Genomic DNA, 26,829 nt, shown 5'->3' on the forward strand with positions numbered 1-26,829 from the left:
CATGGCTAAGGCGCAATATTACGGCGGGCGGGCACGATGTCGGCTCCCGGCGGCCTAAAAGTCGGGCGCAAGACACGGGATTGTATGGCGGAAGATATGGAATTTTTCGACTTCGGCACACTGTTCTTTCTGATCGCGGCCGTCGTGATCTTCTTCCAGCTGCGCAACGTGCTAGGGCGCCGCACTGGAAACGAACGCCCGCCCTTCGATCCCTACACGGCCGGCCGCACCGGCGACAAGGATGCCGCGGCGAAATCGGAAAACGTCGTTTCGCTGCCGCGCAAGCGCGTGTCGGCCGATAATGACGAGGCCTATGCAGCGATCGATGCCGTGGCCCAGCCCGACACCGATCTCAACAAGGGCCTGCGCGCCATCAAGGACGCCGACCCTTCATTCGACCCGAGAGGCTTCGTCGAAGGCGCCAAGATGGCCTACGAGATGATCGTGATGGCCTATGCCGACGGCGACCGCAAGACGCTCAAGAACCTGCTTTCGCGCGAGGTCTATGATGGCTTCGTCGCGGCGATCTCGGATCGCGAGGCCCGTTCCGAACGGATCCAGTCTTCCTTCGTCGGCATCGACAAGGCCGACATCGTCAGCGCGGAGATGAAGGGCAGCGAGGCGCACCTGACGCTGCGGATCGTCAGCGAACTGATCTCGGCCACGCGCGACAAGGCCGGCGAGGTGATCGATGGCGATCCCGAGACCGTGGCCGAGGTGAAGGATGTGTGGACTTTCGCCCGCGACACCCGGTCGCGCGATCCCAATTGGAAGCTCGTGGCGACCGAAGAAGAAGAATGATCGCCGGGCGGGGGCCGGGCCGGTGGCGCTATCGCCTGTTTTCCAAATTGTTTCGTTCGATGAGGTGCCCGGCTGGAGCCGGGACCACCATGCCGCCGCCTATGCGGCCTTCCGGCGCTCGGCCTTTCATGTCCTGAGCAAGCCTTATCGCACCGGCGCGCTTGGCGTTGAATTTTCAGCCTTTGCCGATGCCTATGCCGATGCACGCGCCTGCGAAGGCGGGGATGCCAAGGCGTTCTTCCAACGGCATTTTGTCCCGGCGCGCATAATTCCCGACGACAGGCCCTCCGGTTTCGTCACCGGCTTCTATGAGCCGGAGGTGGAAGCGTCCCCCGTAAGAACGGACCGCTTTTCCGTGCCGCTGCTGGCGCGCCCCGCCGACTTGGTAGACGTGGACGACGCCAACCGCCCGGCCGGCATGGACCCCTATCTCGCCTTCGCGCGGCAGGCGCCGCAAGGCCTGGTCGAATATTTCGACCGGCGGGCGATAGAGCAGGGGGCGCTGGCGGGGCAGGGGCTGGAGATTGCTTGGCTGGCAGATCCGGTCGACGCGTTTTTCGTCCATGTGCAGGGGGCTGCCCGCCTACTCATGACCGACGGATCGCTGCGGCGCGTCACCTATGCCGCGAAAACCGGCCAGCGTTTCACTGGCCCGGGCGGGGTTCTGGCCGAACTGGGCGAAATCCCGCTGGAAAAGGTCACGATGCAGTCGATCCGCGCCTGGTTCAAGGCCAACGCGCACCGGGTGAACGAGATCCTGTGGCGCAACAGGTCCTACATCTTCTTCCGCGAGGCGGCCGTCGAGGAAGCGGAACTCGGGCCGATTGCCGCCGCCAAGGTGCCGCTGACGCCCGGCCGCTCCATTGCCGTCGACCGGCTGCTGCACACTTTCGGCACGCCCTTCTTCATCGATGCGCCGACCCTTACGGCCTTCGACGGCGCGCCGTTCCGGCGCCTGATGATCGCGCAGGACACCGGCTCGGCCATCACCGGACCGGCGCGAGGCGACCTGTTTGCCGGCTCCGGCTTTGCCGCGGGCGAGATTGCCGGGGTGGTTCGCAACGCGGCCGACTTCTTCGCGCTGCTGCCGCGCGGGCTGGCCAGTGGAGCCGTGTCGTGAGCGGCGGGCGCGGCAATCCGCTGAGCGACGAGGACCGCGTGCTGTGGAGCCTGGTTGCGCGGTCGACCACGCCACTGAAGGGCCGCATGGCGGTGGAGCTGCCGCCTGAGCCGGCAATGACCATGGAACAGGCCATGGCGGCCGAAAAACCCGTCGCAAAACCGGCGCCTGCTGCCCCCGCCAAGCCGCGCCTGACGGTCACCCATTCCTTCGACAGCCAGACGCATGGCAAGCTCGCCAAGGGCCGGCTGCCCATCGAGGGCCGCGTCGACCTGCACGGCATGACGCAGGAAGAGGCCTATTCGCTGCTCTTGTCCTTCCTCGGCCGCGCCTATGCCGGCGGCGTGCGTTATGTGCTGGTCATCACCGGCAAGGGCTCGTCCTCGGGCGGCGAGGGGGTGCTGCGGCGCGCGGTGCCTGGGTGGTTGGCCACGCCGCCGTTCCGCGTCCTGGTCAGCAGCCACGACCATGCCGCCCGCAAGCACGGCGGCGCCGGCGCGCTCTATATCAGGCTGCGCCGCCATCCGGTGGCCAGGCCATGACCCCGTTCGGCCAGAAGCTGCAGCAGTTGCGGCGCGAAAGGCGCGTCAGCCAGAAGGAAATGGCCGCCGCGATCGGCGTCAGCCCGGCCTATCTGTCGGCGCTGGAGCACGGCAAGCGCGGGGCGCCGACATGGGCATTGCTGCAGAAGATCATCGGCTATTTCAACGTGATCTGGGACGATGCGGAGGAACTGCAGCGGCTGGCCGAAAGCTCGCATCCGCGCGTGGTGATCGACACTTCCGAGCTGTCGCCGGCGGCCACGCAGCTCGCCAACCTGCTGGCCGAGAACATCGGCAGGCTCGACGAGGACGATCTCGGCAGCCTGATCTCGCTGGTGGAAAAGGCGCGCCGGCGCTGAGCTGGGCGGTTTTGTCCTGCCGAACTATACCACCGGCGGAGTGTGGCGAGGTTAGTTTGCATTCTGACAAGTCGCGCCGTACGCTTTGTTGGGCGTCGTAGTCCAGGCTTAGGTAGGACCGTAGCAATGACCCGCTTCACCGTTGAGATTGACGAAATTCGCTCGCTCGAAGAGGCGCTGCACCGCCCAGAGGTGCGTCGCTCAAGACAGGCGGTCCAGGAGCTTCTTGCCGAAGGGTTTGTGGAGTTCGGAAGTTCAGGTGCGGTGTATGAACGAGATGAAGTCATCGATCTGCTGGCGCAAGAGCAGGACAGCAATGATGATAGCGAACTGAACGCGTTCGACTATTCCTTGACCTTTATCTCAGACGGCGCGGTTCTTCTCACCTACCGCACCAGGCGGACAGAACGTCAGGGGCGAGAGTGGCATGCTTTGCGGAGTTCCATTTGGAAGCACACAGGAGCTCGATGGCAGATGGTGTTTCATCAAGGCACCATAACCAAGCCACCCGTTTGACTTAATCAAGCGACTTCTCTTGGTCTCCTGGGTATCCTGAGGCCGAACTCTCCATCAGAGGCAGGGCAAGGGCGCTAAAACAGCGCCTGCAGTTCGGCCAGCCTGTCGTTGACCAGCCAGCCGTAATAGTTTTCCTGCGGCAGCTTTTCCTCGAGGCCCTCGCTTTGCCGCTGCTGGTTCTCGGCCTTCAGCGCATGGGCGCGGGCCTCGGGGTTGCCGACATTGTAGAGCGTCGCCGTCAGGCCGGGATTTTTGGAAATGTCGAAGCCGGCGATGTCGCGATAGGCATCGATCGACATCCTGATGGTCGCCGCGACATAGGGGACGGTCAGGTCCGGATCCATGATCGTCTCATAAACCTGGTTGGGCCGGCTGGCATCGAGCTTGGGCAGGCCGGACACGCGATGCACCAGGTCGCTCGCCTTGAGCGCGGTCAGCGGGTTGAGCTGGCCGATGCCGAAGGTCTGGCCGGCATAGAGCGGCTGGAAGAAGGTGGCGCTGAAGCGATTGTCGGGAAAGCTGGTGCCGCCGACGGTCTTGCCGCGGAACTGCCGGTCCCACACGGTTTCGCGGCAGGTCCACAGGTCATTGCTGTCGGACTTGTCGGCGCAGGTCGAAAACTCGGGCCGCTGCACGAAATCGGAAATGTCCTCGCCATTGTGGCGGAAGCTGAGGCCGCTCAGCAGATAGGACGCCGCCTTCACATAATAAGTCTGCAGCCGGTCATAGGCATCGACATTGTAGGTATGCTCGCCCACCAGGGCGCCGACGATGTGAATGGGATCAAGCCGGTACTCCGCCGCGACCTCACGGATCTTGCCCCGCAAGCCGGCGTCGTTCTTCAGAAGCGCGTAGATTTTGCGATATTTGGCGTCGAAGCTGGTCTTGCCGGCCTGGGTGCGCTTTGACGAAGCCCCCGGCACCGGCGGCTGTTCGACATTGCGGTTTCCAGTCGGCACGACGATCTGGGCGGATGCGGGCGGGACACCGCATGCCAGAGCAAGCACCAAGGCCACGAAGGGAGATTTATTCATCAGTCGCCGGGACGTTTCTGAAAGGCACGAGGCGCGCAAATTAGGAAAAGCGCCCGAGGGTGTCGAGCGCTTTTCTTGGCGGTTGGCCGCGCCGCCCGTGACAGGCGGCGGGGCGGGCCTCAGAGGATGAAGCGCGACAGGTCGGTGTTGCGCGAAAGGTCGCCGACCTGCTTTTCGACATAGGCCGCGTCGATCTTGATCGTGGTGCCGAAGCGGTCCGGCGCGTCATAGGAGATCTCGTCGAGCACCCGTTCCATCACTGTCTGCAGCCGGCGCGCGCCGATGTTTTCCACGCTGGCGTTCAGTTCCACTGCAATGCCGGCCAGCGCGTCGATGGCGTCGTCGCTGAATTCGAGCGTCACGCCCTCGGTCTGCATCAGGGCGATATATTGCTTGATGAGGCTGGCTTCCGTCTCGGTCAGGATGCGCTTGAAATCGTCCTTGTCCAGGGCCCGCAGCTCGACGCGGATCGGCAGGCGGCCCTGCAGCTCGGGCAGCAGGTCGGACGGCTTGGCCACGTGGAACGCGCCGGAAGCGATGAACAGGATGTGGTCCGTCTTCACCGGCCCGTATTTGGTCGCCACCGTCGTCCCCTCGACCAGCGGCAGCAGGTCGCGCTGCACGCCCTCGCGCGAGACGCCGGCGCCCACGCCGCCCTCGCGCGCCGCGATCTTGTCGATCTCGTCAAGGAAGACGATGCCGTCGTCCTGGGTCGCAGTCAGCGCCCGCTGCACCACCTCTTCCTGGTCGAGCAGCTTGTCGGATTCGTCGTTGATCAGCAGGGCGTAGGAGTCCTTCACCGTGGTCTTGCGCGTCTTGGTGCGGGCGCCGCCCATCGCCTTCGACAGCATGTCGCCGATGTTCATCACGCTGGCGCCGGGCATGCCGGGGATCTCGAAGCCGCCGATCGGGGTGCTCGTGTCGGCCACCTCGATCTCGATCTCCTTGTCGTCCAGTTCACCATCGCGCAGCTTCTTGCGGAAGGAATCGCGCGTGGCCGGGCTGGCGGTCTTGCCCACCAGCGCTTCCAGCACACGCTCCTCGGCGTTCAGATGGGCGCGGGCCTTGACGTCTTCGCGCATCTTCTCGCGCACCAGCCCGATAGCCGCCTCGACCAGATCGCGCACGATCTGCTCCACGTCGCGGCCGACATAGCCGACCTCGGTAAATTTGGTGGCCTCGACCTTGATGAAGGGCGCGCCGGCAAGCCTGGCCAGCCGCCGCGAGATTTCGGTCTTGCCGACGCCGGTGGGCCCGATCATGAGAATGTTCTTGGGCATCACCTCTTCGCGCATCTGCCCGTCGAGCTGCTGGCGGCGCCAACGGTTGCGCAGCGCAATCGCAACGGCGCGCTTCGCCTCCTTCTGGCCGATGATGTAGCGGTCGAGTTCCGAAACGATTTCGCGCGGGGAAAAAGTGCTCATGATCTTACTACAACCCGTTTTGCCACTGCTTGATGAACTCGAACGGATGCAGCAGCATGATCACGTTGAGTGTCAGATTGTCCCGGATAAGGTAGCCGACGCCAATTTCGAAGACGAGGGCGAGGGTCACGACGATCCATATAGGTAGCCGTGCGGCCATCACAAAGCCCAGCACCATGGCCAGCGTGTCGGACACCGAATTGACGATGCTGTCGCCGAAATAGTCGAGCGAGATCGTCTCTTCGCGATAGCGGTTGATGATGAAGTCGCTGTTCTCGATGATCTCCCAGGCACCTTCGACAAAAAGCGCCAGCCCCAGCCTGAGCCAGATCGACCGGCCGGGCAGCACCAGCCAGGCAAGCATGTAAAACAGGAAGCCGTGGATGATGTGCGAGAAGGTGTACCAGTCGGCGATGTGCTGCGAGTTCTCCGAGCTCTGGACGACGCCGTGCCAGAGCTTCACATAGCCGCATTCGCAGACTGGCAGACGGCCCATCAGGTAGAGGATCAGCGCCTGCGCGGCGATCAGCACGGCCACGATAGCCATACCTGCCGGCCAGGAAATCCGCCGATGCGAGGCCTTGCCGGCGGCCGTCGTGCTCATCAATCGCCCCCTTCGTCGTCCAGCACCATTAGCATGGCTTCGCCATAGACGGAGGTGCGGCGGCCAAGCTGGCGGAAGCCTGCCTTCTCATAGGCGCGGATGGCGCGAAGATTGTCCGGGTGCGGATCGATGATGACGCGCGGCGCGCCCTCCTCGAAAAGCATCTCCGCAAACTGCCTGACGATCGCCGCGCCGTGCCCCTTGCCCAAAAATTCGGGCACGCCGATGGAAACATCGATGCCCAGCGTGCCGAAAGGCTGGTCTGCATAGGGGTGGTCGTCCTCCAGATGCGGGTCGTAGCTCTGGATGTAGCCGATCGGCTTTCCGTCGAGCTCGACGATGAACGGCTCCACCGAAATGCTGTCCATATGCTCGCGGATCTCTTCCAGTGCGGCGGCCGCATCGCCCCACCACGCCGCCATATGCGGCTCGGCGAGCCAGCGGGCAAGGAGAGGCATATCCTTGCCCGTCAGCGGGCGGAAGCTGTATTCGGCCGGCACCTCAGACCGCGTCCAGCGTTTCGACGACGAAGTTGTGGTTGGTGTAGACGCAGATGTCGGCGGCGATCTCCATCGCCTTGCGGGCGATTTCCTCGGCATCCTTGTCTGTGTCCATCAGCGCGCGCGCCGCGGCCAGCGCATAGTTGCCGCCGGAGCCGATGGCCATGACGCCGTGTTCGGGCTCCACCACGTCGCCGGTCCCGGTCAGCGCCAGAGACACGTTCTTGTCGGCCACCAGCATCATCGCTTCCAGCCGGCGCAGGTAGCGGTCGGTGCGCCAGTCCTTGGCGAGCTCGACGCAGGCGCGCGTCAACTGGTCGGGATATTGCTCGAGCTTGGTTTCCAGGCGTTCGAGCAGGGTGAAGGCGTCGGCCGTGGCGCCGGCAAAGCCTGCGATCACATTGCCCTTGCCCAGGCGGCGCACTTTCTTGGCATTGCCCTTCATGATGGTCTGGCCGAGGCTCACCTGGCCGTCGCCGGCGATCACCACCTTGCCGCCCTTGCGCACGGTCACGATTGTGGTGGCGTGCATGGTCAATTCATTGGACATAAATGGCTCCGATTTCGCACTATCCCTGAAAGGCGATTGGCGCGGTACGAGGAATATTGGCAACATATGTATGCGCCGGTCGGGCGATTGCAAAGGGTCTGCAAAAGCGGCCGACCTAAGGCGCCGATGCAACTGGCAATCGCACCGCCATGCTGTTAGAAGGCTCGCGATTTACGTAAGGAACCGCAAGGGAACAGCTCCATGAGCGCTCGTGCCGCCGAAGTCAGCCGCAAGACCAAGGAAACCGAGATCACCGTGTCCATCGACGTCGATGGCACCGGCCGGTCCGACATTTCGACCGGTGTGGGCTTCTTCGACCATATGCTCGACCAGCTGTCGCGCCATTCGCTGATCGACATGACCGTGCGCACCAAGGGCGACCTGCACATCGACGACCACCACACGGTGGAAGACACCGGCATTGTGCTGGGCCAGGCCTTGGCCAAGGCGCTGGGCGAGCGGCGCGGCATCGTGCGCTATGCCTCGATCGACCTGGCCATGGACGAGACGCTGACCCGCGCGGCGATCGACGTGTCCGGCCGGCCGTTCCTGGTCTGGAACGTGGCCTTCTCCGCGCCCAAGATCGGCACGTTCGACACCGAGTTGGTGCGCGAGTTCTTCCAGGCTTTCGCGCAGAATGCCGGCATAACGCTGCATGTGACCAACCATTACGGTGCCAACAACCACCACATTGCCGAGACCTGCTTCAAGGCGGTGGCGCGGGCGCTGCGCATGGCGCTGGAAACCGACCCGCGCCAGCCAAACGCCGTGCCTTCCACCAAGGGTTCGCTGAAAGGCTGACGCTATGGCCGCCTTTGTCGTGCTTGAACCGCCGACGCGAAGCGCCTCCGCCGCTTCGGAGCGCGCCGTGCTGGTGCGCGACGGCTTTTCGCTGCTCGCGTTCCTCGTGGCGCCGCTCTGGCTGCTGTGGCACCGCCTCTGGGTGGAAACGCTGCTCTACTTCGCCGTTGCGCTGGCGCTGGCGGCGCTGGGCAAGTTCACCGGCCATGAGGTGGCCGGCTCGCTTCTGTCGCTGCTCGTCTCCATCTATTTCGGCCTCGAAGGCGCGGCACTGCGCATCGCCGCGCTGCGCCGGCGCGGCTGGCGCGAGTGGGGTGTCGTGGAAGCCAACAGTGCCCAGGACGCGGAAATGCGTTATCTGGGCGAGGTCGGAAACGGCAATGGCGAAGCGGCTGCGCCCTTGGCCGACACGCCGCCGCGGGCTCCGGCGCGGCCCGGGCCGACGGGCCCTGCGCTCGGTCTGCTGAACTATCCGGGAAGGGCCTGATATGCGGGTTGCCATCATCGACTACGGCTCGGGCAATCTGCGCTCGGCCACCAAGGCGTTCGAACGTGCCTCGCGCGAAAGCGGCGCGGGCGCCGAGATCGAGCTGACCGCCGATGCCGAGCGAGTGCGCAGCGCCGACCGCATCGTGCTGCCGGGCGTGGGCGCCTATGCCGATTGCCGCGCCGGGCTCGACGCGGTGCCGGGCATGGTCGAGGCGATCGAGGAGGTTGCAATCGGGCGCGGCCGTCCGTTCCTCGGCATCTGCGTCGGCATGCAGCTGATGTCCGAACGCGGGCTGGAAAAAACGGTCACGCGAGGCCTCGGCTGGATTGCCGGCGACGTGAAGGAGATGCAGCCGGCCGACCCCGCGCTGAAAATCCCGCAGATCGGCTGGAACACGATTCACGTGAAACATTCGCACCCGCTGTTCGAAGGAATCCACACGGGCGAGGGCGGTCTGCACGCCTATTTCGTGCACTCCTATCATCTTGCTGCGACCAATCCGCAGGACGTCCTGGCCGAGGCCGACTATGGCGGCCCCATCACCGCGGCCGTGGCCAAGGGCAATCTTGCCGGCACGCAGTTCCACCCCGAAAAGAGCCAGGCTCTCGGCCTCGCTCTTATCGCCAACTTCCTGAGGTGGAAGCCATGAGCAGGAAGGGCTACTGGATCGCGATGGTCGATATCACCGACCCGGAGGTCTATTCGCGCTATGTCGCGGCCAACGCGGCAGCCTTCGAAAAATATGGCGCGCGCTTCCTCGTTCGCGGCGGCCGGCATGACGATCCCGAAGGGCCGACCGGCCAGCGCCACGTCATCATCGAGTTCGAAAGCTACGAGCAGGCGCTGGCCTGCTACAATTCACCCGAATACCAGGAAGCGCTGAAGCACCGGCTTGCCGCCTCGACCGCGCATTTTTCCATCGTCGAAGGGGTTTGAGCCCATGATTCTTTTCCCGGCCATCGACCTCAAGGACGGCGAATGCGTGCGCCTCAAGCTCGGCGACATGCAGCAGGCCACCGTCTACAACACCGATCCCGCCGACCAAGCGCGCGCCTTCGAGGAGCAGGGCTTTGAATGGCTGCACGTGGTCGACCTCAACGGCGCCTTCGCCGGCGAGAGCGTCAACGGCGCGGCGGTCGAGGCGATCCTGAAGGCGACGAAGAATCCGGTGCAGCTCGGCGGCGGCATCCGCACGCTCGCCCATATCGAAAGCTGGCTGGAAAAAGGGCTGGCCCGCGTCATCCTCGGCACGGTCGCGGTGCGCGATCCCGAACTGGTGAAGGAAGCCTGCCGGCTCTTCCCCGGCAAGGTCGCCGTCGGCATCGATGCCAAGGGCGGCAAGGTTGCGGTCGAGGGCTGGGCGGAAGCGTCGAGCCTGGGCGTCATCGAGCTGGCGAAGAAATTCGAGGGCGCCGGCGTCGCCGCCATCATCTACACCGACATCGACCGCGACGGCGTGCTGGCCGGCATCAACTGGAACTCCACCATCGATCTTGCCGAGGCAGTGTCCATTCCGGTCATCGCCTCGGGCGGCCTGGCCTCCATAGCCGACATCGTGCGCATGACCATGCCCGATGCGCAAAAGCTCGAAGGCGCGATCTCCGGCCGTGCACTATATGATGGGCGTATCGACCCCGCCGAGGCGCTGGCCATTTTGCGCGGCGAACTGAAGCCCGAACCCGCATTGTTCGAGGAACGTCCATGACCCTCAAAGCCCGCGTAATTCCCTGTCTGGATGTGAAGGACGGCCGCGTCGTCAAGGGCGTCAACTTCGTCGACCTGATCGATGCCGGCGACCCGGTCGAAGCGGCCAAGGCCTATGACGCCGCCGGCGCCGACGAGCTGTGCTTCCTCGACATCACCGCCTCGTCCGACAATCGCGAGACCATTTTCGACGTCGTCGCGCGCACGGCCGAGCAGTGCTTCATGCCGCTGACTGTGGGCGGCGGCGTGCGCCAGGTTTCCGACATCCGCAAGCTTCTGCTGGCCGGGGCCGACAAGGTGTCGATCAACACGGCGGCGGTGAAGAACCCCGATTTCATCGCCGAGGCCGCCGACAAGTTCGGCAATCAGTGTATCGTGGTTGCCATCGACGCGAAAAAGGTGTCCGCGCCGGGCGAGGCCGACCGCTGGGAGATTTTCACCCATGGCGGCCGCGAGAAGACAGGCATCGACGCGATCGAGTTCGCCCGCAAGGTGGTCGACCTCGGCGCCGGCGAGATCCTGCTCACCTCGATGGACCGCGACGGCACCAAGGCCGGCTACGACATTGCGCTGACCCGCGCGGTTGCCGATGCCGTGCGTGCGCCCGTCATCGCCTCGGGCGGCGTCGGCACGCTTGACCATCTGGTCGAGGGCATTCGCGACGGGCACGCAACCGCCGTGCTTGCCGCGTCGATCTTCCATTTCGGCACCTACACCATTGCGCAGGCCAAGGCGCACATGGCAAAAGCGGGGCTGCCCGTGCGGCTCGACAATGCCGCCTGATCCTTCCAACCGAGACGCGGATGCGCGAATGGCCGGTTTTTCCCTCGACGATCTCGAACGCATCGTTGCCGAGCGGGCCCGCTCCGGCGATGCCAATTCCTGGACCGCGAAGCTTTTTGCGCGCGGCATGGAGAAAGCCGCCCAGAAGCTTGGCGAGGAAGCTGTCGAAACCGTCATCGCCGCGGTCAAGGGCGATACCGGCGAGCTCGTTTCTGAAAGCGCCGATCTCCTCTATCATTGGCTCGTCGTGCTGACGATCGCGGGCGTGCCGCTGTCGGACGTGCTGGAGGAATTGCAGCGGCGGACGACCCAATCCGGCGTCGCCGAGAAGGCATCCCGCAGCCAGGATTAGGGCCAAGCGATGGATCAGCTCGCTCCGACCGTAAAATACTCGCCCTATCGGTTCTTCACGGCGGAGCGATGGGCGGAATTCCGCGCCGACACGCCGCTGACGCTGACGGAAGACGAAGTCCAGCGGCTGAGTTCGCTTTACGACCCGATCGACCTCGACGAGGTGCGCCGCATCTATCTGTCGCTGTCGCGACTGCTGTCGGCCCATGTCGAGGCGAGCCAGCTTCTCTATCGCCAGCGCAAGGCCTTCTTCGGCTCCGATGAAGTCGCCAAGACCCCCTATATCATCGGCATGGCGGGCTCGGTTGCGGTGGGCAAGTCGACCACCGCGCGCGTGCTGAAGGAACTGCTGGCGCGCTGGCCCTCCACCCCCAAGGTCGATCTGGTCACCACCGACGGATTTTTGCTCCCCAATGAGGTGCTGCGGCGCGAGAACCTGATGGAGCGCAAGGGCTTTCCCGACAGCTACGACGTCGGCGCGCTGTTGCGCTTCCTGTCGGCGATCAAGTCGGGCGAGCCCAATGTGCGCGCGCCGCTCTATTCGCACCTGACCTACGATGTGATGCCGGGGAAATACATCACCGTCGACCGGCCCGACATCCTGATCTTCGAGGGGCTCAACGTGCTGCAGCCGCGCGACCTGCCGAGGGACGGCAAGTTCGTGCCCTTCCTGTCAGATTTCTTCGACTTCTCGATCTATATCGACGCCGAGGAAGAGCTGATCCACGCCTGGTACATCAAGCGCTTCATGAAGCTGCGGCAGACCGCCTTCCGAAATCCGGAGTCCTTCTTCCACCGCTACTCGCAGCTCTCGGAAGACGCCGCCCGCGCCATCGCCGAGGGGCTGTGGGGCAACATCAACCTGAAGAACTTGCGCGAGAACATCCTGCCCACGCGCCCGCGCGCCGACCTGATCCTGCGCAAGGGAGCGGACCATCGGGTGGTGGAAGTGGCGCTGAGGAAGCTGTGACCGGGTCGAAACCACTTCTGTTTGCGCTTCCTTAAAGAATTTCGGCAAGCGTGCTCATGCCTTGGAGACGCTATGCCAATGCATGACCTACGAAAACTCGACCCGATCTATCGCCTCGTTGCAATTTCTGCAGCCGTATTGGTTTCCATACACGCGGCGTTCGTCATCAAAGCTTTTCTTTCGCCGGAAACTCTTTCGGGATTTGCGGACAAGGATTTCGCCAATTACTGGACGGCGGGCAAACTGATCCTGAACGGTCAGGTGATGGACTTGTTTGGCCCCCAGCCCGACTATTTCCAGCACCTCCAGGCTGCTTTCGGGACAGGCTATCCCTGGCACAACTGGAGCTATCCGCCGCACTACCTGCTGCTTGTGTGGCCGCTCGGCTTCTTTGGCTACGAAGCCGCCATGATGCTGTTTCTTGGCTCGACCGCAGCCTTCTTTGTGTGGGCGCTGCGCGCCTTTGTCGGGCGCGGCAACGTCATGGCCTGGGTGGCCGTCGGCCCCTTCGTTGCCCACAATTTCTGGGTCGCCCAGAACGGCTATCTGTGCGCCGGCCTGGGGCTGGGAGCACTGGCGCTGCGCGAGAGGAAGCCTGTGGTTGCGGGAATCCTGCTCGGCTTCCTCACCATCAAACCGCAGCTTGGATTGTTGTTCCCGTTCCTGCTCCTGGCGGAGCGCCGGTGGTCGATGATCGCAAGCGCCGGCATGACCGCCGTGGCGCTGGTCGGACTGTCAGCCGGCCTTTTCGGGATCGATACGTGGAAGGGCTATCTGGGCGAGGTCATGCCCTACCAGACGTTCGTGATGCGGGAGCTGGAGGGCACGTTCACGGCCATGCTGCCGTCGGTCTATGGAATGTTCAGGAACTGGGCGGTCGGAGCAGACATGGCGCTCTTGTCCCATCTGGTGGTCGCAGTCCCCGTCGCTGTCCTGACGATATGGGCTTTCTTCAAGGCCAGGGAAGCGCAGGACCGGGCCATTCTCCTGCTAGTCGCCACGTTCCTGATCCCACCTTATGCGCTCAGCTACGATCTGGGTCTGTTTGCAGCCGCGCTTGCCCTTCTCGCAGGAGGCAAAAGGGATGGTGAAGCAACCTCAAGAGGCGAGCCAGTACTTTTGGCGGTTGCGATGCTGCTTCCGGTTGTCATGATACCGCTAGGCCACCTCGGTCTGTCGATCGCTCCGATCGTCATTCTGGGGATTTTTGTCCTCGCACTGCGTCGCGCAGGTCTGGCCTGGACTTCCGGGGCATCGGTCGAGCGAGACTTGATCGTCAACACGGCTTCGTCACCCGCCGCAGCGTCAGATTGATCCGGCCGCCGTTCTTCAACAGCGTCGAAGTGGTGGGATAGATGCGGTCGACGCCGTGGAAGCACAGCCGGCCTTCACCGCCGAGGATGACGACATCGCCGCTATCCAGCCTTATCGAGACGGTGGGGCCGCTGCGCGCCGTTTCGCCGACGCGGAAGAGGCAGCTGTCGCCGAGCGAGACCGAAACCACGGGCGCGTCGAGCGCGGCCTCGTCGCGATCCTGGTGCAGGCCCATCTTCGCGGTCTCGGCATAGAAATTGACCAGGCAGGCTTCCGGCGGATGCGGATAGCCCGAAAGCTCGCGCCAGATTGTTAGCAGCGCCTCGGGGATCGGCGGCCAAGGGAGACCGGTTTGCGGGTGTGTCGGCTGGTAGCGGTAGCCGCGCTCGCGGTCCGTCACCCAACCAAGCGCGCCGCAATTGGTCATGCGCACGCTCATTTCCTTGCCGGTGCCGGGCATGGTCGGCACATAGAGCGGGGCGGCCTGCACCACGGCGCGAATGTCTTCCACCAGCGCGCCTTGCGCGGCGCGGTCGAGATAGCCCGGAATGTGCCTGACGCCTTTCGGCAGAACCTGCATGGTCTTTCCGATCCGCTTTCCGAGGATGATAGGCCGCGATCCTGCGCACTGAAACGAATTCGGCGGCCTTCCCGCGCCTTTCCGATCAATCGAATGGCCGGCGTGACAAGAAAGGGCCGTCACCGCCACCCGAAACAGGTTGACGCCCGGCGGCGATCAGTCGCTTTCCACCTTGCCGCGCAGCTTCTTCACCGTCGAGCGGCCGGCCTTGCTCTTCAGCCGGCGCTCGACCGAGCCTTTGGTCGGCTTTGTCTTCTTGCGCGGCTTGGGTGGCGGCTCGGCGGCCTTGGCCACCAGCGCCGCCAGCCGGGCGCGGGCGTCGGCGCGGTTTTGCTCCTGGGTGCGGAAGCGGCCGGCCTCGATAACGATCACGCCGTCCTTGGTGGCACGCTGGCCGGCAAGCGCTATGGTGCGTTCGCGCACGCGCTCGGGCAGGCCGGGCGCGTTGCGCGCGTCGAAGCGCAATTGCACCGCCGTCGCAACCTTGTTGACGTTCTGGCCGCCAGGGCCGGAGGAGCGGATGAAACTCTCCTCGATGTCGTCGGGCCGGATGACGACGCCTTGCGCGATGATGATGTTTTCGTCGGCGTTCATGGATCAGTGATGGCGCGGCACGCGCAAAAAGAAAAGGCCCGGCGCTGGCCGGGCCCGTTCGAAGGCGGTGCGAAACGCTTATTCGGCCGCTTCCTGCACGCGCGGGGCAGCGCCCAGCACGGTGGAATCGACATGGGATTCGAACTTGCCGAAATTGTCGACGAACATGCCGACCAACTTTTCCGCCTGGCGGTCATAGGCTGCGCGGTCGGCCCAGGTCGAGCGCGGGTCGAGGATCGCGCTGTCGACGCCCGGCACGGTGACCGGAACGGCAAAGCCGAAATTGGCGTCCGTGCGGAACTCGGCATTGTTCAGCGAGCCGTCGAGCGCGGCCGAAAGCAGGGCGCGGGTGGCCTTGATGGGCATGCGCTTGCCGATGCCGTAGGCGCCGCCGGTCCAGCCGGTGTTGACCAGCCAGCAGTCCACGCCGTGCTCGGCGATCAACTCGCGCAGCAGGTTGCCGTATTCCGACGGATGCCGCGGCATGAAGGGCGCGCCGAAGCAGGTCGAGAAGGTGGCCTCCGGCTCGGTCACGCCCTTTTCGGTGCCGGCCACCTTGGCGGTGTAGCCCGAAAGGAAGTGGTACATGGCCTGCGCCGGGGTCAGCTTGGCGATGGGCGGCAGCACGCCGAAGGCATCGGCCGTCAGCATGATGATGTTCTTGGGGTGGCTGGCGCGGCCGCTGGCGCTGGCATTTGGGATGTAGTGCAGCGGATAGGCGCAGCGCGTGTTCTCGGTCAGCCTTCCGTCATCGAAATCCGGCACGCGGTGTTCGTCGAGGATCACGTTCTCCAGCACGGTGCCGAAGCGCTGCGTGGTGGCAAAGATTTCCGGCTCGGCTTCGGCCGAAAGACGGATGGTCTTGGCGTAGCAGCCGCCCTCGAAGTTGAAGATGCCCTCAGGGCCCCAGCCGTGTTCGTCGTCGCCGATCAGCGTGCGTGACGGGTCGGCCGAGAGAGTGGTCTTGCCGGTGCCCGAAAGGCCGAAGAAGACGGCGGCGTCGCCATTGGGCCCTTCATTGGCCGAGCAGTGCATCGGCATCACGCCCCTTGCCGGCAGCAGGTAGTTGAGGGCTGTGAACACCGACTTCTTCATCTCGCCGGCATAGGAGGTGCCGCCGATCAGCACGATCATGCGCGTCAGGTCGACGGCGATGACGGTTTCCGTGCGGCAGCCGTGGCGCACCGGGTCGGCGCGGAAGGACGGCAGGTCGATGATCGTCATCTTCGGCACGAAATCGGCCAGCTCGTTCGCTTCCGGGCGGATCAGCAGGTTGCGGATGAACAGCGAGTGCCAGGCGTATTCGGTGATGACGCGCGCCGGCAGTTGCTGCGCCGCGTCGGCGCCTCCGACCAGATCCTGCACGAACAGGTCCTTGTCGGCCGCATGCGCGATGAAATCGGCCAGCAGCACGTCGAAATTCTCGACCGATAGCGGCTTGTTGTTGTCCCACCAGACATGCGGCTCGGTGGCCGCATCGCGCACCACGAACTTGTCCTTGGCGGAGCGGCCGGTGTGCTGGCCGGTCTCGGCCACCAGCGCGCCATGCGCGGTCAGCTTGGCCTCGCCGCGGCGCAATGCCTCTTCGTAAAGCGCGGCGGCGCCGAAATTGTAGTGCACCTTGCCCGAGGTTTTCAGGCCGTGCTTGTCGATGCCGTGCGACGGGTTACGTTTGCCGATTTCGGTCATTCGGCGATCCTCTAAATACGCGTTGCTGCCAATGGCCGGACAGTTCGCCGAACCTCAATCGCCCGCATTATGCAGGACGAACCCTGCCTGAACCAGAAAAGATTATTGATATCAAACAATTAATCGATTTAAAGATTTTGAAAATATTTTAAATCGTTTAAAACTCTTTTGTCCGGAAGGGTTGCACAGCGGGGTTGCGGCTTCCTATCTTGGCAGAGGGATGCCCATCGCATCGACAGATGCGGCCGCCAAACCGTTGTTAGATATGGAAAAGCGCAGGCTTTCTGTGACAAGCGCCGGTTTCTGTGCCACATTTTGTACCTAATTTGTCCTGCAAAAGCGCTCTCCGCTACAGGACTAGGGACACAAGCCCATGAGGGAGCCGCTTGAAATGGCAACAATCGCGCTTGTCGACGACGACCGCAACATTCTGACTTCGGTCTCGATCGCGCTGGAATCGGAAGGCTATCGTGTCGAAACCTACACTGACGGCGCCTCGGCCCTGGAGGGGCTGTCGGCCCGTCCGCCAAACCTGGCCATCCTCGACATTAAGATGCCACGCATGGACGGCATGGAGCTGCTGCGCCGCCTGCGCCAGAAGACCGACCTTCCGGTGATCTTCCTGACCTCCAAGGACGACGAGATCGACGAGCTGTTCGGCCTGAAGATGGGCGCCGACGACTTCATCCGCAAACCGTTCTCGCAGCGCCTGCTGGTCGAGCGCGTCAAGGCGGTGCTGCGAAGGGCGAGCGCGCGAGATGCCGCGGCCAAGGCGCCCAACCAGCAGGCCCGCTCGCTCGAACGCGGCCAGCTGGTGATGGACCAGGAGCGGCACACCTGTACCTGGAAGGGCGAGCCGGTGACCCTGACGGTCACCGAGTTCCTCATCCTGCATGCGCTGGCCCAGCGCCCCGGCGTCGTGAAAAGCCGTGATGCGCTGATGGATTCGGCCTATGATGAGCAGGTCTATGTTGACGACCGCACCATCGATAGCCACATCAAGCGCTTGCGCAAGAAGTTCAAGGCCGTTGACGAGGATTTCGAGATGATCGAAACCCTGTACGGCGTCGGCTACCGCTTCCGCGAGGTGTAGGGAAGCGGCAATTGAACGGGCCCGGGTTGGCGGAGCCGCGCGCCTGAGGTAATGCCTGAATGGCCATGGAGATCGAGCTGCAGAAACCGGTGACGGCCCCGCGAAGGTCGCGCGGCCCCTTGCCGCGCCTGCTGTCGCGGATCACCGTGCCCATGCGGCGCTTCCTCGGCCACCACATCTTCTCCAGCCTCACCCGCCGCATCCTGTTCCTCAACCTGGTGGCGCTCGGGGTGCTGGTGGTAGGCATCCTCTATCTGAACACGTTTCGCGACGGGCTGATCGATGCGCGCGTGGAAAGCCTGATGACGCAGGGTGAGATCATCGCCGGCGCCATCGCCTCTTCCGCCACGGTCGAGACGGACTCCATCAGCATCGATCCGGAGAAGCTTCTGGAGCTCCAGGCCGGCGAGGCCCTCGGCCCCAGCTCCGACCAGCTCGACAGCCTCGACTTTCCGATCAATCCCGAGCGCGTCGCGCCGGTCCTGCGCCGCCTGATCTCGCCCACGCGCACGCGCGCCCGCATCTATGACCGCGACGCGAACCTGCTTCTGGATTCGCGCCATCTCTACTCGCGCGGCCAGATCCTGCGCTACGATCTGCCCTCGGTTCAGGAAGAGGCCCCCGGCCTGACCGAGCGGATCGAGAAGTTTGTATTCGACCTGTTCCGCAATGCCGACCTGCCCGTCTACAAGGAACAGCCCGGCGGCAATGGCGCGGCCTTTCCCGAGGTCATGAGCGCGCTGACCGGCAGCCCGTCCACGGTGGTGCGGGTCAGCGAGCAGGGCGAGCAGATCGTTTCCGTCGCGGTTCCGATCCAGCGCTTCCGCGCCGTGCTCGGCGTGCTGATGCTGTCGACGGAAGGCGGCGACATAGACAAGATCGTCGCTGCCGAGCGCAAGGCCATCCTGCGCGTCTTCGGCGTGGCGGCGCTGGTCAATGCCATACTGTCGATCCTGATGGCGTCCACGATCGCCAATCCGCTGCGCCGGCTGTCGGCGGCGGCGGTGCGCGTGCGGCGCGGCGTCAAGAGCCGCGAGGAGATACCGGACTTCTCCGACCGCCAGGACGAGATCGGCAACCTTTCCATTGCGGTGCGCGACATGACCAATGCGCTCTACGCCCGCATCGAGGCCATCGAAAGCTTCGCCGCCGACGTGTCGCACGAGCTGAAGAACCCGCTCACCTCGCTGCGCAGTGCCGTGGAGACCCTGCCGCTCGCCCGCAACGAGGCCTCGCGCAACCGCCTCATGGAAATCATCCAGCACGATGTGAGGCGGCTCGACCGGCTGATCACCGACATCTCCGACGCGTCCCGGCTCGATGCCGAGCTGGTGCGCGAGGATTCCGGCAAGGTCGACCTGAAGAAGCTGATCGGCGACCTGGTGGCGGTGTCGCAGGATGTTGGGCGACACAAGCGCAAGGTCGATATCGATTTCAAGGCCGAAAAACTGCCCCAGGGCGCGAAGGGCTATTTCACCCTCGGCCATGACCTGCGCATCGGCCAGGTGATCACCAATCTGATCGAGAACGCCCGCTCCTTCGTGCCGGAGGGCACAGGACGCATCACCATCACGCTCGAGCGCGCCGGCAAGTTCAACATCGTCACCGTCGACGACAACGGGCCCGGCATCCGCGCCGACAACATCGACCGCATCTTCGAGCGTTTCTACACCGACCGCCCCTCCGGCGAGGCCTTCGGCCAGAATTCGGGGCTGGGCCTGTCCATCAGCCGCCAGATCGTGGAGGCACATGGCGGAACCCTGACGGCGGAAAACATCCCCGGCGCCAAGCCGGGCGACATCAGGGGCGCGCGCTTCACCCTGACCCTGCCGGCCGAGGCCTGAGCCCGTGGCGGCCGCAACGAACCTGCACGGCACCGCGCTGGTGCTGGGCGAGCGCGGGATACTGATCCTCGGGCCCTCCGGCTCGGGCAAGAGCACGCTGGCGCTGGCGCTCATCTCGCGTTTTCGCGAAAGCGGCCGGCTGGCGCGGCTGGTCGCCGACGACCAGGTTCTGGCGTCGGCGCATGGCGGCCGGCTGCTGTGCCGGGCGCCCGCCACCATCCGCGGGCTGGTCGAGGTCTACGGCGTCGGCCCGACACCGTTGGAGGTCGAACCGGCCGCCGTGATCGACCTTGCGGTGCGGCTGGTGCCGGCGGATCGCCTGGAGCGGCTTCCCGACGAGGCATTCGAAGAGATCTCCGGCTGCCGGCTGCCGCTTATGGCGGTTCGCGAGCGCGATGCCGGACCCGCGCTGCTGGCAATCGCCGCCCGGATCCTGCCATCGCCCTTGGCATGAGAAGTGTCGAAAACACGTGACACTGTGCGGCAAAATGGTCCTCGCCAAAGTGTTTTAGGGCTTGTAAACGCCACCCGCCTCGACAAGATAGCGCTTCGCTGCCCGGCCAAGGCGATTGATGTGGCCAAAATTCATTGCGCTCGTGAACAAGTCATGACGGGAGCCAAAGCAGAATGATCGGACTCGTGCTCGTTACGCACGGTCGGCTGGCCGAGGAGTTCCGCAACGCCGTGGAGCACGTCGTCGGACCCCAGGAAAACTTCGCCACCATCGCCATCGGCGCGGACGACGACATGGAACAGCGTCGCCGCGACATCATCGCCGCCGTGGCCCGCACCGATACCGGCTCCGGCGTGGTGGTGCTGACCGACATGTTCGGCGGCACCCCGTCCAACCTGGCCATTTCGGTGATGGAAGCGGGCCGGGTGGAGGTGATCGCGGGCGTCAACCTGCCGATGCTGATCAAGCTCACCAGCGTGCGCAAGAGCGACAACATGATGCTGGCGCTTGACGAGGCGCAGGCCGCCGGTCGCAAATACATCAATGTGGCCAGCCAGCTGTTGAGCACCAAATGACCGACCTGCCTCCCGATGCCGGCGCCGTCAGCCGTGAAATGACAATCGTCAACCAGCGTGGGCTCCATGCCCGCGCTTCGGCCAAGTTCGTGCAGGTGGCGGGCGGCTACCAGGCCGCGGTCGAGGTCGAGAAGGATGGCGTGAAGGTCGGCGGCACCTCGATCATGGGCCTGATGATGCTGGCGGCCAGTCCCGGCTGCAGCATCCGCGTCACGGCAACCGGCCCCGATGCCCACGAGGCGGTGAACGCGCTGGCCGACCTGGTCGCCGACCGCTTCGGCGAGGAATGCTGAACGGCTCCCTGCCGCATATGCAGGGATAAAGATTTCTTTATGTCCCATTGTCGAGGGTTCGGCAATCTGCTAGGCAGCCAGCCATAGTGGCGCTTTGCCCATGCCCGCCGGGCGGCGCACGTCGAAAAACCGTTCATCGGAGCATGTCATGTCTGGTAGCAAGGACCATATCGTTGCCGATCTTTCGCTTGCCGGCTGGGGCCGCAAGGAAATCGAGATCGCCGAAACCGAAATGCCGGGCCTGATGGCCTGCCGCGAGGAGTTCGGCGAGAAGCAGCCGCTGAAGGGCGCCCGCATCAGCGGCTCGCTGCACATGACCATTCAGACAGCGGTGCTGATCGAGACGCTGAAGGCCCTCGGCGCCGACCTTCGCTGGGCCTCGTGCAATATCTTCTCCACCCAGGACCACGCCGCCGCGGCCATAGCCGAAGCAGGCGTCCCGGTCTTCGCCGTCAAGGGCGAGACGCTTGAGGAATATTGGGAATACACCGACAGGATCTTCCAGTGGGCCGATGGCGGCACCTCCAACATGATCCTCGACGATGGCGGCGACGCCACCATGTACATCCTGCTCGGCGCGCGTGCCGAGGCCGGTGAGGACGTGCTGTCCAAGCCCGGCAGCGAGGAGGAAGAGATCCTGTTCGCGCAGATCAAGAAGCGCATGGCCGCCACGCCGGGCTTTTTCACGAAGCAGCGCGAGGCGATCCGCGGCGTGACCGAGGAGACGACCACCGGCGTCAACCGCCTCTACCAACTGCAGAAGAAGGGCCTGCTTCCCTTCCCGGCGATCAACGTCAACGACAGCGTCACCAAGTCGAAGTTTGACAACAAGTATGGCTGCAAGGAATCGCTGGTCGACGGCATCCGCCGCGGCACCGACGTCATGATGGCCGGCAAGGTCGCGGTCGTCTGCGGCTACGGCGACGTCGGCAAGGGCTCGGCCGCTTCGCTGAAGGGCGCCGGCGCGCGCGTAAAAGTTACCGAGGTCGACCCGATCTGCGCGTTGCAGGCGGCGATGGACGGCTTCGAGGTGGTCACGCTGGAAGACGCGGCGCCGACCGCCGACATCGTCATCACCACCACCGGCAACAAGGACGTCGTGACCCTCGACCACATGCGGGCGATGAAGGACATGGTCATCGTCGGCAACATCGGCCACTTCGACAACGAGATCCAGGTCGCGGCGCTGCGCAACCTGAAGTGGACCAACGTCAAGCCGCAGGTCGACATGATCACCTTCCCGGATGGCAAGCGCATGATCCTGCTGTCGGAAGGCCGTCTGCTCAACCTCGGCAACGCCACCGGCCACCCGAGCTTCGTGATGTCGGCCTCCTTCACCAACCAGGTGCTGGGGCAGATCGAGCTGTTCACCAAGGGCGGCCAGTACCAGAACGAGGTCTATGTGCTGCCCAAGCACCTCGACGAGAAGGTCGCCCGGCTGCATCTCGACAAGCTCGGCGCCAAGCTGACCGAGCTTTCGGACGAACAGGCCGCCTATATCGGCGTCACGCCGCAGGGGCCGTTCAAGCCTGAACACTACAGATACTGATCTAAATTAACCAATACACAATATATTGATGCCGGGCGATTGACTTCGCCCGGTTTTCTTTTTGCTGCCGCAGCTCCTTCACGTCGATTCGACCAGCGGCTATTGTGTTCTTGATTCGCAACGCTTTGGGCTCCGGGCGGGGAGGGCAGGCGCAAGGGCGGTCGGTCTTGCATTCACGCGGCGAGAGGAACAGGACATGCCGGGGGAAAACCCGCTTCGGGCGGGACAGGCCGTCTCCGGCGGCCACAGGGATTCGAACAGCCAAGGGCGCGTGGCGCAAGGCCGGCGAACCGGCCTGCTCGCGCGGCCGTTTGCCGGCGCTCTTTTGGCCGCGACATCCCTTTACGGCCTGTTGCGGGCCGATCCGGCGCTGGCTGAAGCCGCCGCATCGGCTAGGTCGGCCAGCCTGCCGGTCGGCGTGGTCGAAGTCATGCAGATGGCCGTCTTCGTCGGGGTCATGGGAGCGGCACTGCTGTCGGCGATCGTGCTGATCCGCGAGCGGGCCAAAATCTCGGCCGACAACGTCGCGCTGCGCGCCCGTGTGGCCGATCTCAACGCCGCGCTGCAGCGTTCGGACGCCCTTCTCAACCTGCGCGACCAGCGCATCGTGGTCTGGGCCAGCGAGAAGCAGAAGCCCGAACTGGTCGGCTCGCTGCCGGTGGATGTCGGCGCGCCGGAAGACCGGGCGGCCTTCCTGGCATTCGGCCGCTGGCTGACGCCGCGCGCGGCAGCTGCGCTCGACCGCGCGGTGGCCGGTCTGCGCGAAAGGGGCGCCCAGTTCGACCTCGCGGTGGAGACGCATACCGGCGCGCCGCTGGAGGTGCAGGGCCGCAAGACGCCGTCACACACGCTGGTCCGATTTGTTTCGCTGTCGGTGGCCCAGCGCGAACAGGTGCGCCTGAAGCTGGAGAACCAGCGGCTCGCCGCCGACTACGACAATATGATCGGCCTGGTCGACGCGCTGAAGATGCCGTTCTGGCTGCGCAGCGCCGACGGCCGGCTGCGCTGGGTCAACCGCGCCTATGCCGAGGCGGTGGAGGCCGCGACGCCCGAGGCGGTGCTCCGCGAGGGCAAGGAATTTCTCGGCACGCCGGCGCGCGAGGCGATCGCGCAGAAGCACGCCACGCATCAGCTGTTCGAGCAGACCCTGTCGACGGTGATCGGCGGCGACCGCAAGATGTTTGCCGTCACCGATTTCGCCGGCCCCGAAGGCGCCGCCGGCATCGCCGTCGACATGAGCGGCATCGAGGCGATCCGCGAGGAATATGAGCGCGCCGTGCGCAGCCACGCCGATACGCTGGACCAGCTCAACACCGCGGTGGCGATCTTCGACGACCAGGAGAAGCTGCGCTTCTTCAACCAGGCGTTCCAGAAGCTGTGGGACCTCGATGTCGGCTTCCTCGACAGCGCGCCCGACAATGCGCTGCTGCTCGACCGGCTACGCAGCGAAGGCAAGATCGCCGAACAGCCGGAATGGCGGCGCTGGAAGGAAAACCTGCTGGGCGCCTACCGCGCGGTCGAGCCGCAGGAACACTGGTGGCACCTGCCCGACGGCCGCACCCTGCGCGTCATCGCCAATCCGCAGCCCAAGGGCGGCGTCACCTGGGTGTTCGAGAACCTGACCGAGCGCATCAACCTGGAAAGCCGCTACAATGCCGCCGTGCGCGTGCAGGGCGAGACGCTCGACAACCTCACCGAGGGTGTGGCCGTGTTCGGTCCTGACGGGCGCATCCGCCTGTCCAACCCGGCCTTCGTCAGCCTCTGGGGCCTGTCGCCCGAACTGGTGGGCGCCAATACCCACATCTCGGTCATCCGGGCGCAATGCGACACCGTCGTCAAGGACAGCCCCTGGGCGAGCTTCGTCGCAGCGGTTACCGGCTTCGATGAAGAGCGCCGCAACGGCCGCGGCCAGACCGAGCTCCACAACGGCACGGTGCTGCGCTACGCCGTCATCCACCTGCCCAACGGCCAGGTGATGATCACCTTTGTCGACGTCACCGACAGCGTGAATGTCGAGCGCGCGCTGAAGGACAAGAACGAGGCGCTGCAGCGGGCCGACCAGCTCAAGAACGACTTCGTCCAGCACGTCTCCTACGAGCTGCGCTCGCCGCTCACCAACATCATCGGCTTCACCGAGCTTCTGTCCCTGCCTGCCACCGGGCCGCTGACCCAGCGCCAGTGCGAATATCTGGAGCATATCGGCTCGTCGTCCGCGGTGCTCCTGACCATCGTCAACGACATTCTCGACCTGGCTACCGTCGATGCCGGCATCATGGAGCTGGAGGTGGCCGAGGTGCGCATCGACCGCACCATCGCCGCCGCCGCCGAGCTGGTCGCCGACCGGCTGGACGAGCATCGCATCCGCTTGACCGTTGACATCGCCCAGGCGCCGAAGAGCTTTCACGGCGACGAGACGCGCATTCGCCAGATCCTCTACAATCTGCTCAGCAACGCGGCCAACTATGCGCCGGAGGGCAGCACCGTGGCGCTCACCTGCCGGCAGATGGCGCAGGGCGTGGAGTTTGCGGTTCATGACGACGGTCCCGGCATGCCGCCGGAAATCCTCGACACGGTGTTCCGCCGCTTCGAGCCGCGCGTTAATGGCGGGCGGCGGCGTGGTGCGGGCCTTGGCCTGTCGGTGGTGAAGAGCTTTGTCGAGCTTCATGGCGGCTCGGTGCGCATCGAAACCGGCAAGGATCGCGGCACCACCGTGATCTGCCTGTTCCCCATCACGCCCACCGGCATTCGCGTGGCTGCGGAGTAACGGTCTCGATGACCGGCTATATTGTCGAACGCTTTCTGGCCGACGAGCAGGCGACGCTGCGCCTGGGTGAGGACCTGGCCCTGGCCCTGAGCCGCGGCGACGTGCTGGCGCTGCACGGCGACCTCGGCACCGGCAAGACCACGCTGGCGCGCAGCCTGATCCGCGCCATTGCCGGCGATCCCGAGCTCGAAGTGCCGAGCCCGACTTTTACCCTCGTGCAGGTCTATGAGGGTCGGCTGCCGATCCAGCATTTCGACCTCTACCGGCTGTCGTCGGAGGAAGAGCTCGACGAGCTCGGCTTCGACGATGCGCTGGAGCAGGGCGCCGCCCTTGTCGAATGGCCGGAAAAGGCCGGCCACCGCATGCCGCCATCCGCCATCCGCATCGAGCTGTCGGAAAGCGGCGCCGGACGGCTGGCTCGGATCGTCGTTCCGGATGCGGCCGCGGGCGCCCGCATCAGCCGCTCCTTCGCCGCGCGCGATTTTCTGCAGCGTTCCGGCTGGGGCGAAGCCTCGCGTTCCTATTTCACCGGCGATGCTTCGGCCCGCGCCTACGAGATCGTCTCGCTCGAAGGCCAGGCGCCGCGCATCCTCATGAACTCGCCCGAACTGGTGTTGGGCCCGCCCGTGCGTGATGGCAAGGCCTACGCCGAGATCGCCCACACGGCGCGCAGCGTGGCCGCCTTCGTCGCGCTCGACCGCGTGCTGCATGAGGCCGGCGTGAGCGTGCCGGAAATCTATGCGCAGGATTTCGAGAACGGCTTTCTGCTGATCGAGCATCTCGGCGCGGAAGGTTTTCTGGTCGACGGCAAGCCGGTGAAAGAGCGCTATGAGGCCGCGGCCGAACTGCTTGCCATGACACACGGCAAGACCTGGCCGGATCGCATCGAGGTCGCGCCGGGCGTCGTGCACACCGTGCCGCCCTTCGACCGCGAGGCCATGCTGATCGAGGTCGAACTGCTGCTCGACTGGTACGTGCCGGCGGTAACGGGCAAGCCGGCCGACGCGGCGCTACACGACGAATACCGCCGCCTCTGGAATGCGCTGATCGACAGGTTGGACAAGGTGGAAAAGAGCCTGGTGCAACGCGATTTCCACTCGCCCAACATCATCTGGCGCGCCGAGCGCACCGGGTTTGACCGGCTCGGCATCATCGATTTCCAGGACGCGCTGATCGGCCCCGCGGCCTATGACGTCGCCTCGCTCGCCATGGATGCGCGCGTGACCGTGCCGGAGGAGATCGAGGCGGCCTCAGTGAAGGCCTATGTCGCGGCGCGACAGGCCGCCGGCGCTTTCGATGAGGAGGACTTCCGCGAGGCCTATGCCATCATGGCCGCGCAGCGCAATTCCAAGATCCTCGGCATCTTCGTGCGGCTCGACCGCCGCGATGGCAAGCCCGACTATCTCAAGCACCTGCCGCGCATCCGCGACTATCTGCGCCGCGCACTTGCCCATCCCGCGCTTGCCGAGCTGCGCGATTTCTATCAGGTTCACGGCTTCACCGAGGACGCAGAGCTTTGACCGACCCGCAC

At 64.8% G+C, this 26,829-nt stretch carries 30 protein-coding genes; 22 read left to right on the forward strand and 8 right to left on the reverse strand.

The genetic code is table 11. The annotated features are described in order from the left end of the window. Positions 1 to 96 precede the first annotated feature (96 nt). From ABLE86_RS09805 to ABLE86_RS09825, 5 genes are all read left to right on the forward strand, one after another. Complete coding sequence (locus ABLE86_RS09805) at positions 97 to 801, forward strand: Tim44/TimA family putative adaptor protein (RefSeq protein WP_348778765.1); 705 nt, start codon at positions 97 to 99, stop codon at positions 799 to 801. Positions 802 to 823: 22 nt separating this feature from the next. Then, positions 824 to 1,921 carry a murein transglycosylase A gene (locus ABLE86_RS09810; protein ID WP_348778766.1) on the forward strand — a complete coding sequence of 366 codons (1,098 nt, stop codon included), beginning with the start codon at positions 824 to 826 and terminating at the stop codon, positions 1,919 to 1,921. Next, positions 1,918 to 2,463, forward strand: a complete 546-nt coding sequence (locus ABLE86_RS09815; RefSeq protein ID WP_348778767.1) for a Smr/MutS family protein — start codon at positions 1,918 to 1,920, stop codon at positions 2,461 to 2,463. The genes ABLE86_RS09810 and ABLE86_RS09815 overlap by 4 nt, the downstream gene beginning before the upstream one ends. Beyond that, the gene (locus ABLE86_RS09820) at positions 2,460 to 2,822 is read left to right on the forward strand and encodes a helix-turn-helix transcriptional regulator (RefSeq protein WP_348778768.1); all 363 of its coding nucleotides are present in this window, start codon (positions 2,460 to 2,462) and stop codon (positions 2,820 to 2,822) included. The genes ABLE86_RS09815 and ABLE86_RS09820 overlap by 4 nt, the downstream gene beginning before the upstream one ends. 126 nt (positions 2,823 to 2,948) lie before the next feature. Further along, entirely contained in the window at positions 2,949 to 3,338 is a 390-nt protein-coding gene (locus ABLE86_RS09825; RefSeq protein ID WP_348778769.1) for a DUF4440 domain-containing protein, read from the forward strand. 74 nt (positions 3,339 to 3,412) lie between these two features. Here ABLE86_RS09825 and ABLE86_RS09830 read toward each other — a convergent pair whose 3' ends face one another. The 5 genes from ABLE86_RS09830 to hslV form a co-directional block, all read right to left on the reverse strand. Next, entirely contained in the window at positions 3,413 to 4,372 is a 960-nt protein-coding gene (locus tag ABLE86_RS09830; RefSeq protein ID WP_348778770.1) for a DUF1402 family protein, read from the reverse strand. Between the two features lie 119 nt (positions 4,373 to 4,491). After that, positions 4,492 to 5,796 (reverse strand): ATP-dependent protease ATPase subunit HslU, encoded by a 1,305-nt coding sequence (gene hslU / locus ABLE86_RS09835; protein WP_348778771.1) that lies wholly within the window; start codon positions 5,794 to 5,796, stop codon positions 4,492 to 4,494. A gap of 7 nt (positions 5,797 to 5,803) precedes the next feature. Next, positions 5,804 to 6,400: a DUF2585 domain-containing protein gene (locus ABLE86_RS09840; RefSeq protein WP_348778772.1), complete on the reverse strand. Its 597-nt coding sequence runs from the start codon at positions 6,398 to 6,400 to the stop codon at positions 5,804 to 5,806. Beyond that, positions 6,400 to 6,900 (reverse strand): GNAT family N-acetyltransferase, encoded by a 501-nt coding sequence (locus tag ABLE86_RS09845; protein ID WP_348778773.1) that lies wholly within the window; start codon positions 6,898 to 6,900, stop codon positions 6,400 to 6,402. The genes ABLE86_RS09840 and ABLE86_RS09845 overlap by 1 nt, the downstream gene beginning before the upstream one ends. A gap of 1 nt (position 6,901) precedes the next feature. Beyond that, complete coding sequence (gene hslV / locus ABLE86_RS09850; RefSeq protein ID WP_348778774.1) at positions 6,902 to 7,450, reverse strand: ATP-dependent protease subunit HslV; 549 nt, start codon at positions 7,448 to 7,450, stop codon at positions 6,902 to 6,904. Between the two features lie 201 nt (positions 7,451 to 7,651). On the opposite strand from hslV, the gene hisB reads away from it, so the two are divergent. From hisB to ABLE86_RS09895, 9 genes are read left to right on the forward strand one after another with little or no spacing between them, the layout of a single operon-like run. Further along, entirely contained in the window at positions 7,652 to 8,251 is a 600-nt protein-coding gene (gene hisB / locus ABLE86_RS09855; protein ID WP_348778775.1) for an imidazoleglycerol-phosphate dehydratase HisB, read from the forward strand. A 4-nt stretch (positions 8,252 to 8,255) separates the two neighbouring features. Continuing rightward, entirely contained in the window at positions 8,256 to 8,738 is a 483-nt protein-coding gene (locus ABLE86_RS09860; protein WP_348778776.1) for a DUF2628 domain-containing protein, read from the forward strand. A gap of 1 nt (position 8,739) precedes the next feature. Continuing rightward, positions 8,740 to 9,390 carry an imidazole glycerol phosphate synthase subunit HisH gene (gene hisH, locus ABLE86_RS09865; protein ID WP_348778777.1) on the forward strand — a complete coding sequence of 217 codons (651 nt, stop codon included), beginning with the start codon at positions 8,740 to 8,742 and terminating at the stop codon, positions 9,388 to 9,390. After that, entirely contained in the window at positions 9,387 to 9,677 is a 291-nt protein-coding gene (locus ABLE86_RS09870) for a DUF1330 domain-containing protein (RefSeq protein WP_348778778.1), read from the forward strand. The genes hisH and ABLE86_RS09870 overlap by 4 nt, the downstream gene beginning before the upstream one ends. 4 nt (positions 9,678 to 9,681) lie before the next feature. Further along, positions 9,682 to 10,446, forward strand: coding sequence for a 1-(5-phosphoribosyl)-5-[(5-phosphoribosylamino)methylideneamino]imidazole-4-carboxamide isomerase (gene hisA / locus ABLE86_RS09875; protein WP_348778779.1), 765 nt, complete (start codon positions 9,682 to 9,684; stop codon positions 10,444 to 10,446). Then, positions 10,443 to 11,228 carry an imidazole glycerol phosphate synthase subunit HisF gene (gene hisF, locus ABLE86_RS09880; protein ID WP_348778780.1) on the forward strand — a complete coding sequence of 262 codons (786 nt, stop codon included), beginning with the start codon at positions 10,443 to 10,445 and terminating at the stop codon, positions 11,226 to 11,228. Before hisA ends, hisF begins: the two co-directional genes overlap by 4 nt. Positions 11,229 to 11,256: 28 nt before the next feature. Further along, positions 11,257 to 11,580, forward strand: a complete 324-nt coding sequence (locus ABLE86_RS09885) for a phosphoribosyl-ATP diphosphatase (RefSeq protein WP_348778781.1) — start codon at positions 11,257 to 11,259, stop codon at positions 11,578 to 11,580. Between the two features lie 9 nt (positions 11,581 to 11,589). Further along, positions 11,590 to 12,549 carry a type I pantothenate kinase gene (gene coaA, locus ABLE86_RS09890; protein WP_348778782.1) on the forward strand — a complete coding sequence of 320 codons (960 nt, stop codon included), beginning with the start codon at positions 11,590 to 11,592 and terminating at the stop codon, positions 12,547 to 12,549. A 21-nt stretch (positions 12,550 to 12,570) separates the two neighbouring features. Next, positions 12,571 to 13,863 (forward strand): glycosyltransferase family 87 protein, encoded by a 1,293-nt coding sequence (locus ABLE86_RS09895; RefSeq protein WP_348778783.1) that lies wholly within the window; start codon positions 12,571 to 12,573, stop codon positions 13,861 to 13,863. Here ABLE86_RS09895 and ABLE86_RS09900 read toward each other — a convergent pair. The 3 genes from ABLE86_RS09900 to ABLE86_RS09910 form a co-directional block, all read right to left on the reverse strand. Beyond that, on the reverse strand, positions 13,826 to 14,443 hold the full coding sequence (locus ABLE86_RS09900) for an alpha-ketoglutarate-dependent dioxygenase AlkB (RefSeq protein WP_348778784.1): 618 nt from the start codon (positions 14,441 to 14,443) through the stop codon (positions 13,826 to 13,828). The two genes, ABLE86_RS09895 and ABLE86_RS09900, sit on opposite strands and share 38 nt — an antisense overlap. 156 nt (positions 14,444 to 14,599) lie before the next feature. Further along, the gene (arfB, locus tag ABLE86_RS09905) at positions 14,600 to 15,037 is read right to left on the reverse strand and encodes an alternative ribosome rescue aminoacyl-tRNA hydrolase ArfB (RefSeq protein ID WP_348778785.1); all 438 of its coding nucleotides are present in this window, start codon (positions 15,035 to 15,037) and stop codon (positions 14,600 to 14,602) included. A 78-nt stretch (positions 15,038 to 15,115) separates the two neighbouring features. Continuing rightward, complete coding sequence (locus ABLE86_RS09910) at positions 15,116 to 16,726, reverse strand: phosphoenolpyruvate carboxykinase (protein ID WP_348778786.1); 1,611 nt, start codon at positions 16,724 to 16,726, stop codon at positions 15,116 to 15,118. A 391-nt stretch (positions 16,727 to 17,117) separates the two neighbouring features. On the opposite strand from ABLE86_RS09910, the gene ABLE86_RS09915 reads away from it, so the two are divergent. From ABLE86_RS09915 to tsaE, 8 genes are all read left to right on the forward strand, one after another. Next, positions 17,118 to 17,819, forward strand: a complete 702-nt coding sequence (locus ABLE86_RS09915) for a response regulator transcription factor (RefSeq protein WP_348778787.1) — start codon at positions 17,118 to 17,120, stop codon at positions 17,817 to 17,819. A gap of 59 nt (positions 17,820 to 17,878) precedes the next feature. Then, the gene (locus tag ABLE86_RS09920; RefSeq protein ID WP_348778788.1) at positions 17,879 to 19,663 is read left to right on the forward strand and encodes a sensor histidine kinase; all 1,785 of its coding nucleotides are present in this window, start codon (positions 17,879 to 17,881) and stop codon (positions 19,661 to 19,663) included. Positions 19,664 to 19,667: 4 nt separating this feature from the next. Beyond that, a complete protein-coding gene (locus tag ABLE86_RS09925; RefSeq protein WP_348778789.1) occupies positions 19,668 to 20,117 on the forward strand; it encodes an HPr kinase/phosphorylase in 450 nt (149 codons plus the stop codon). 173 nt (positions 20,118 to 20,290) lie between these two features. Next, positions 20,291 to 20,692 (forward strand): PTS sugar transporter subunit IIA, encoded by a 402-nt coding sequence (locus tag ABLE86_RS09930; RefSeq protein WP_348778790.1) that lies wholly within the window; start codon positions 20,291 to 20,293, stop codon positions 20,690 to 20,692. Then, on the forward strand, positions 20,689 to 20,985 hold the full coding sequence (locus ABLE86_RS09935; RefSeq protein WP_348778791.1) for an HPr family phosphocarrier protein: 297 nt from the start codon (positions 20,689 to 20,691) through the stop codon (positions 20,983 to 20,985). The genes ABLE86_RS09930 and ABLE86_RS09935 overlap by 4 nt, the downstream gene beginning before the upstream one ends. A gap of 148 nt (positions 20,986 to 21,133) precedes the next feature. Beyond that, positions 21,134 to 22,534, forward strand: a complete 1,401-nt coding sequence (ahcY, locus tag ABLE86_RS09940) for an adenosylhomocysteinase (RefSeq protein WP_348778792.1) — start codon at positions 21,134 to 21,136, stop codon at positions 22,532 to 22,534. A gap of 196 nt (positions 22,535 to 22,730) precedes the next feature. Continuing rightward, positions 22,731 to 25,298 carry a PAS-domain containing protein gene (locus tag ABLE86_RS09945; RefSeq protein ID WP_348778793.1) on the forward strand — a complete coding sequence of 856 codons (2,568 nt, stop codon included), beginning with the start codon at positions 22,731 to 22,733 and terminating at the stop codon, positions 25,296 to 25,298. 8 nt (positions 25,299 to 25,306) lie between these two features. Beyond that, entirely contained in the window at positions 25,307 to 26,818 is a 1,512-nt protein-coding gene (tsaE, locus tag ABLE86_RS09950; protein WP_348778794.1) for a tRNA (adenosine(37)-N6)-threonylcarbamoyltransferase complex ATPase subunit type 1 TsaE, read from the forward strand. Positions 26,819 to 26,829: the final 11 nt, after the last annotated feature.

It is taken from the genome of Mesorhizobium sp. KR2-14 (assembly GCF_040049255.1).
In the GTDB taxonomy this organism is placed as follows: Bacteria; Pseudomonadota; Alphaproteobacteria; order Rhizobiales; family Rhizobiaceae; genus Pseudaminobacter.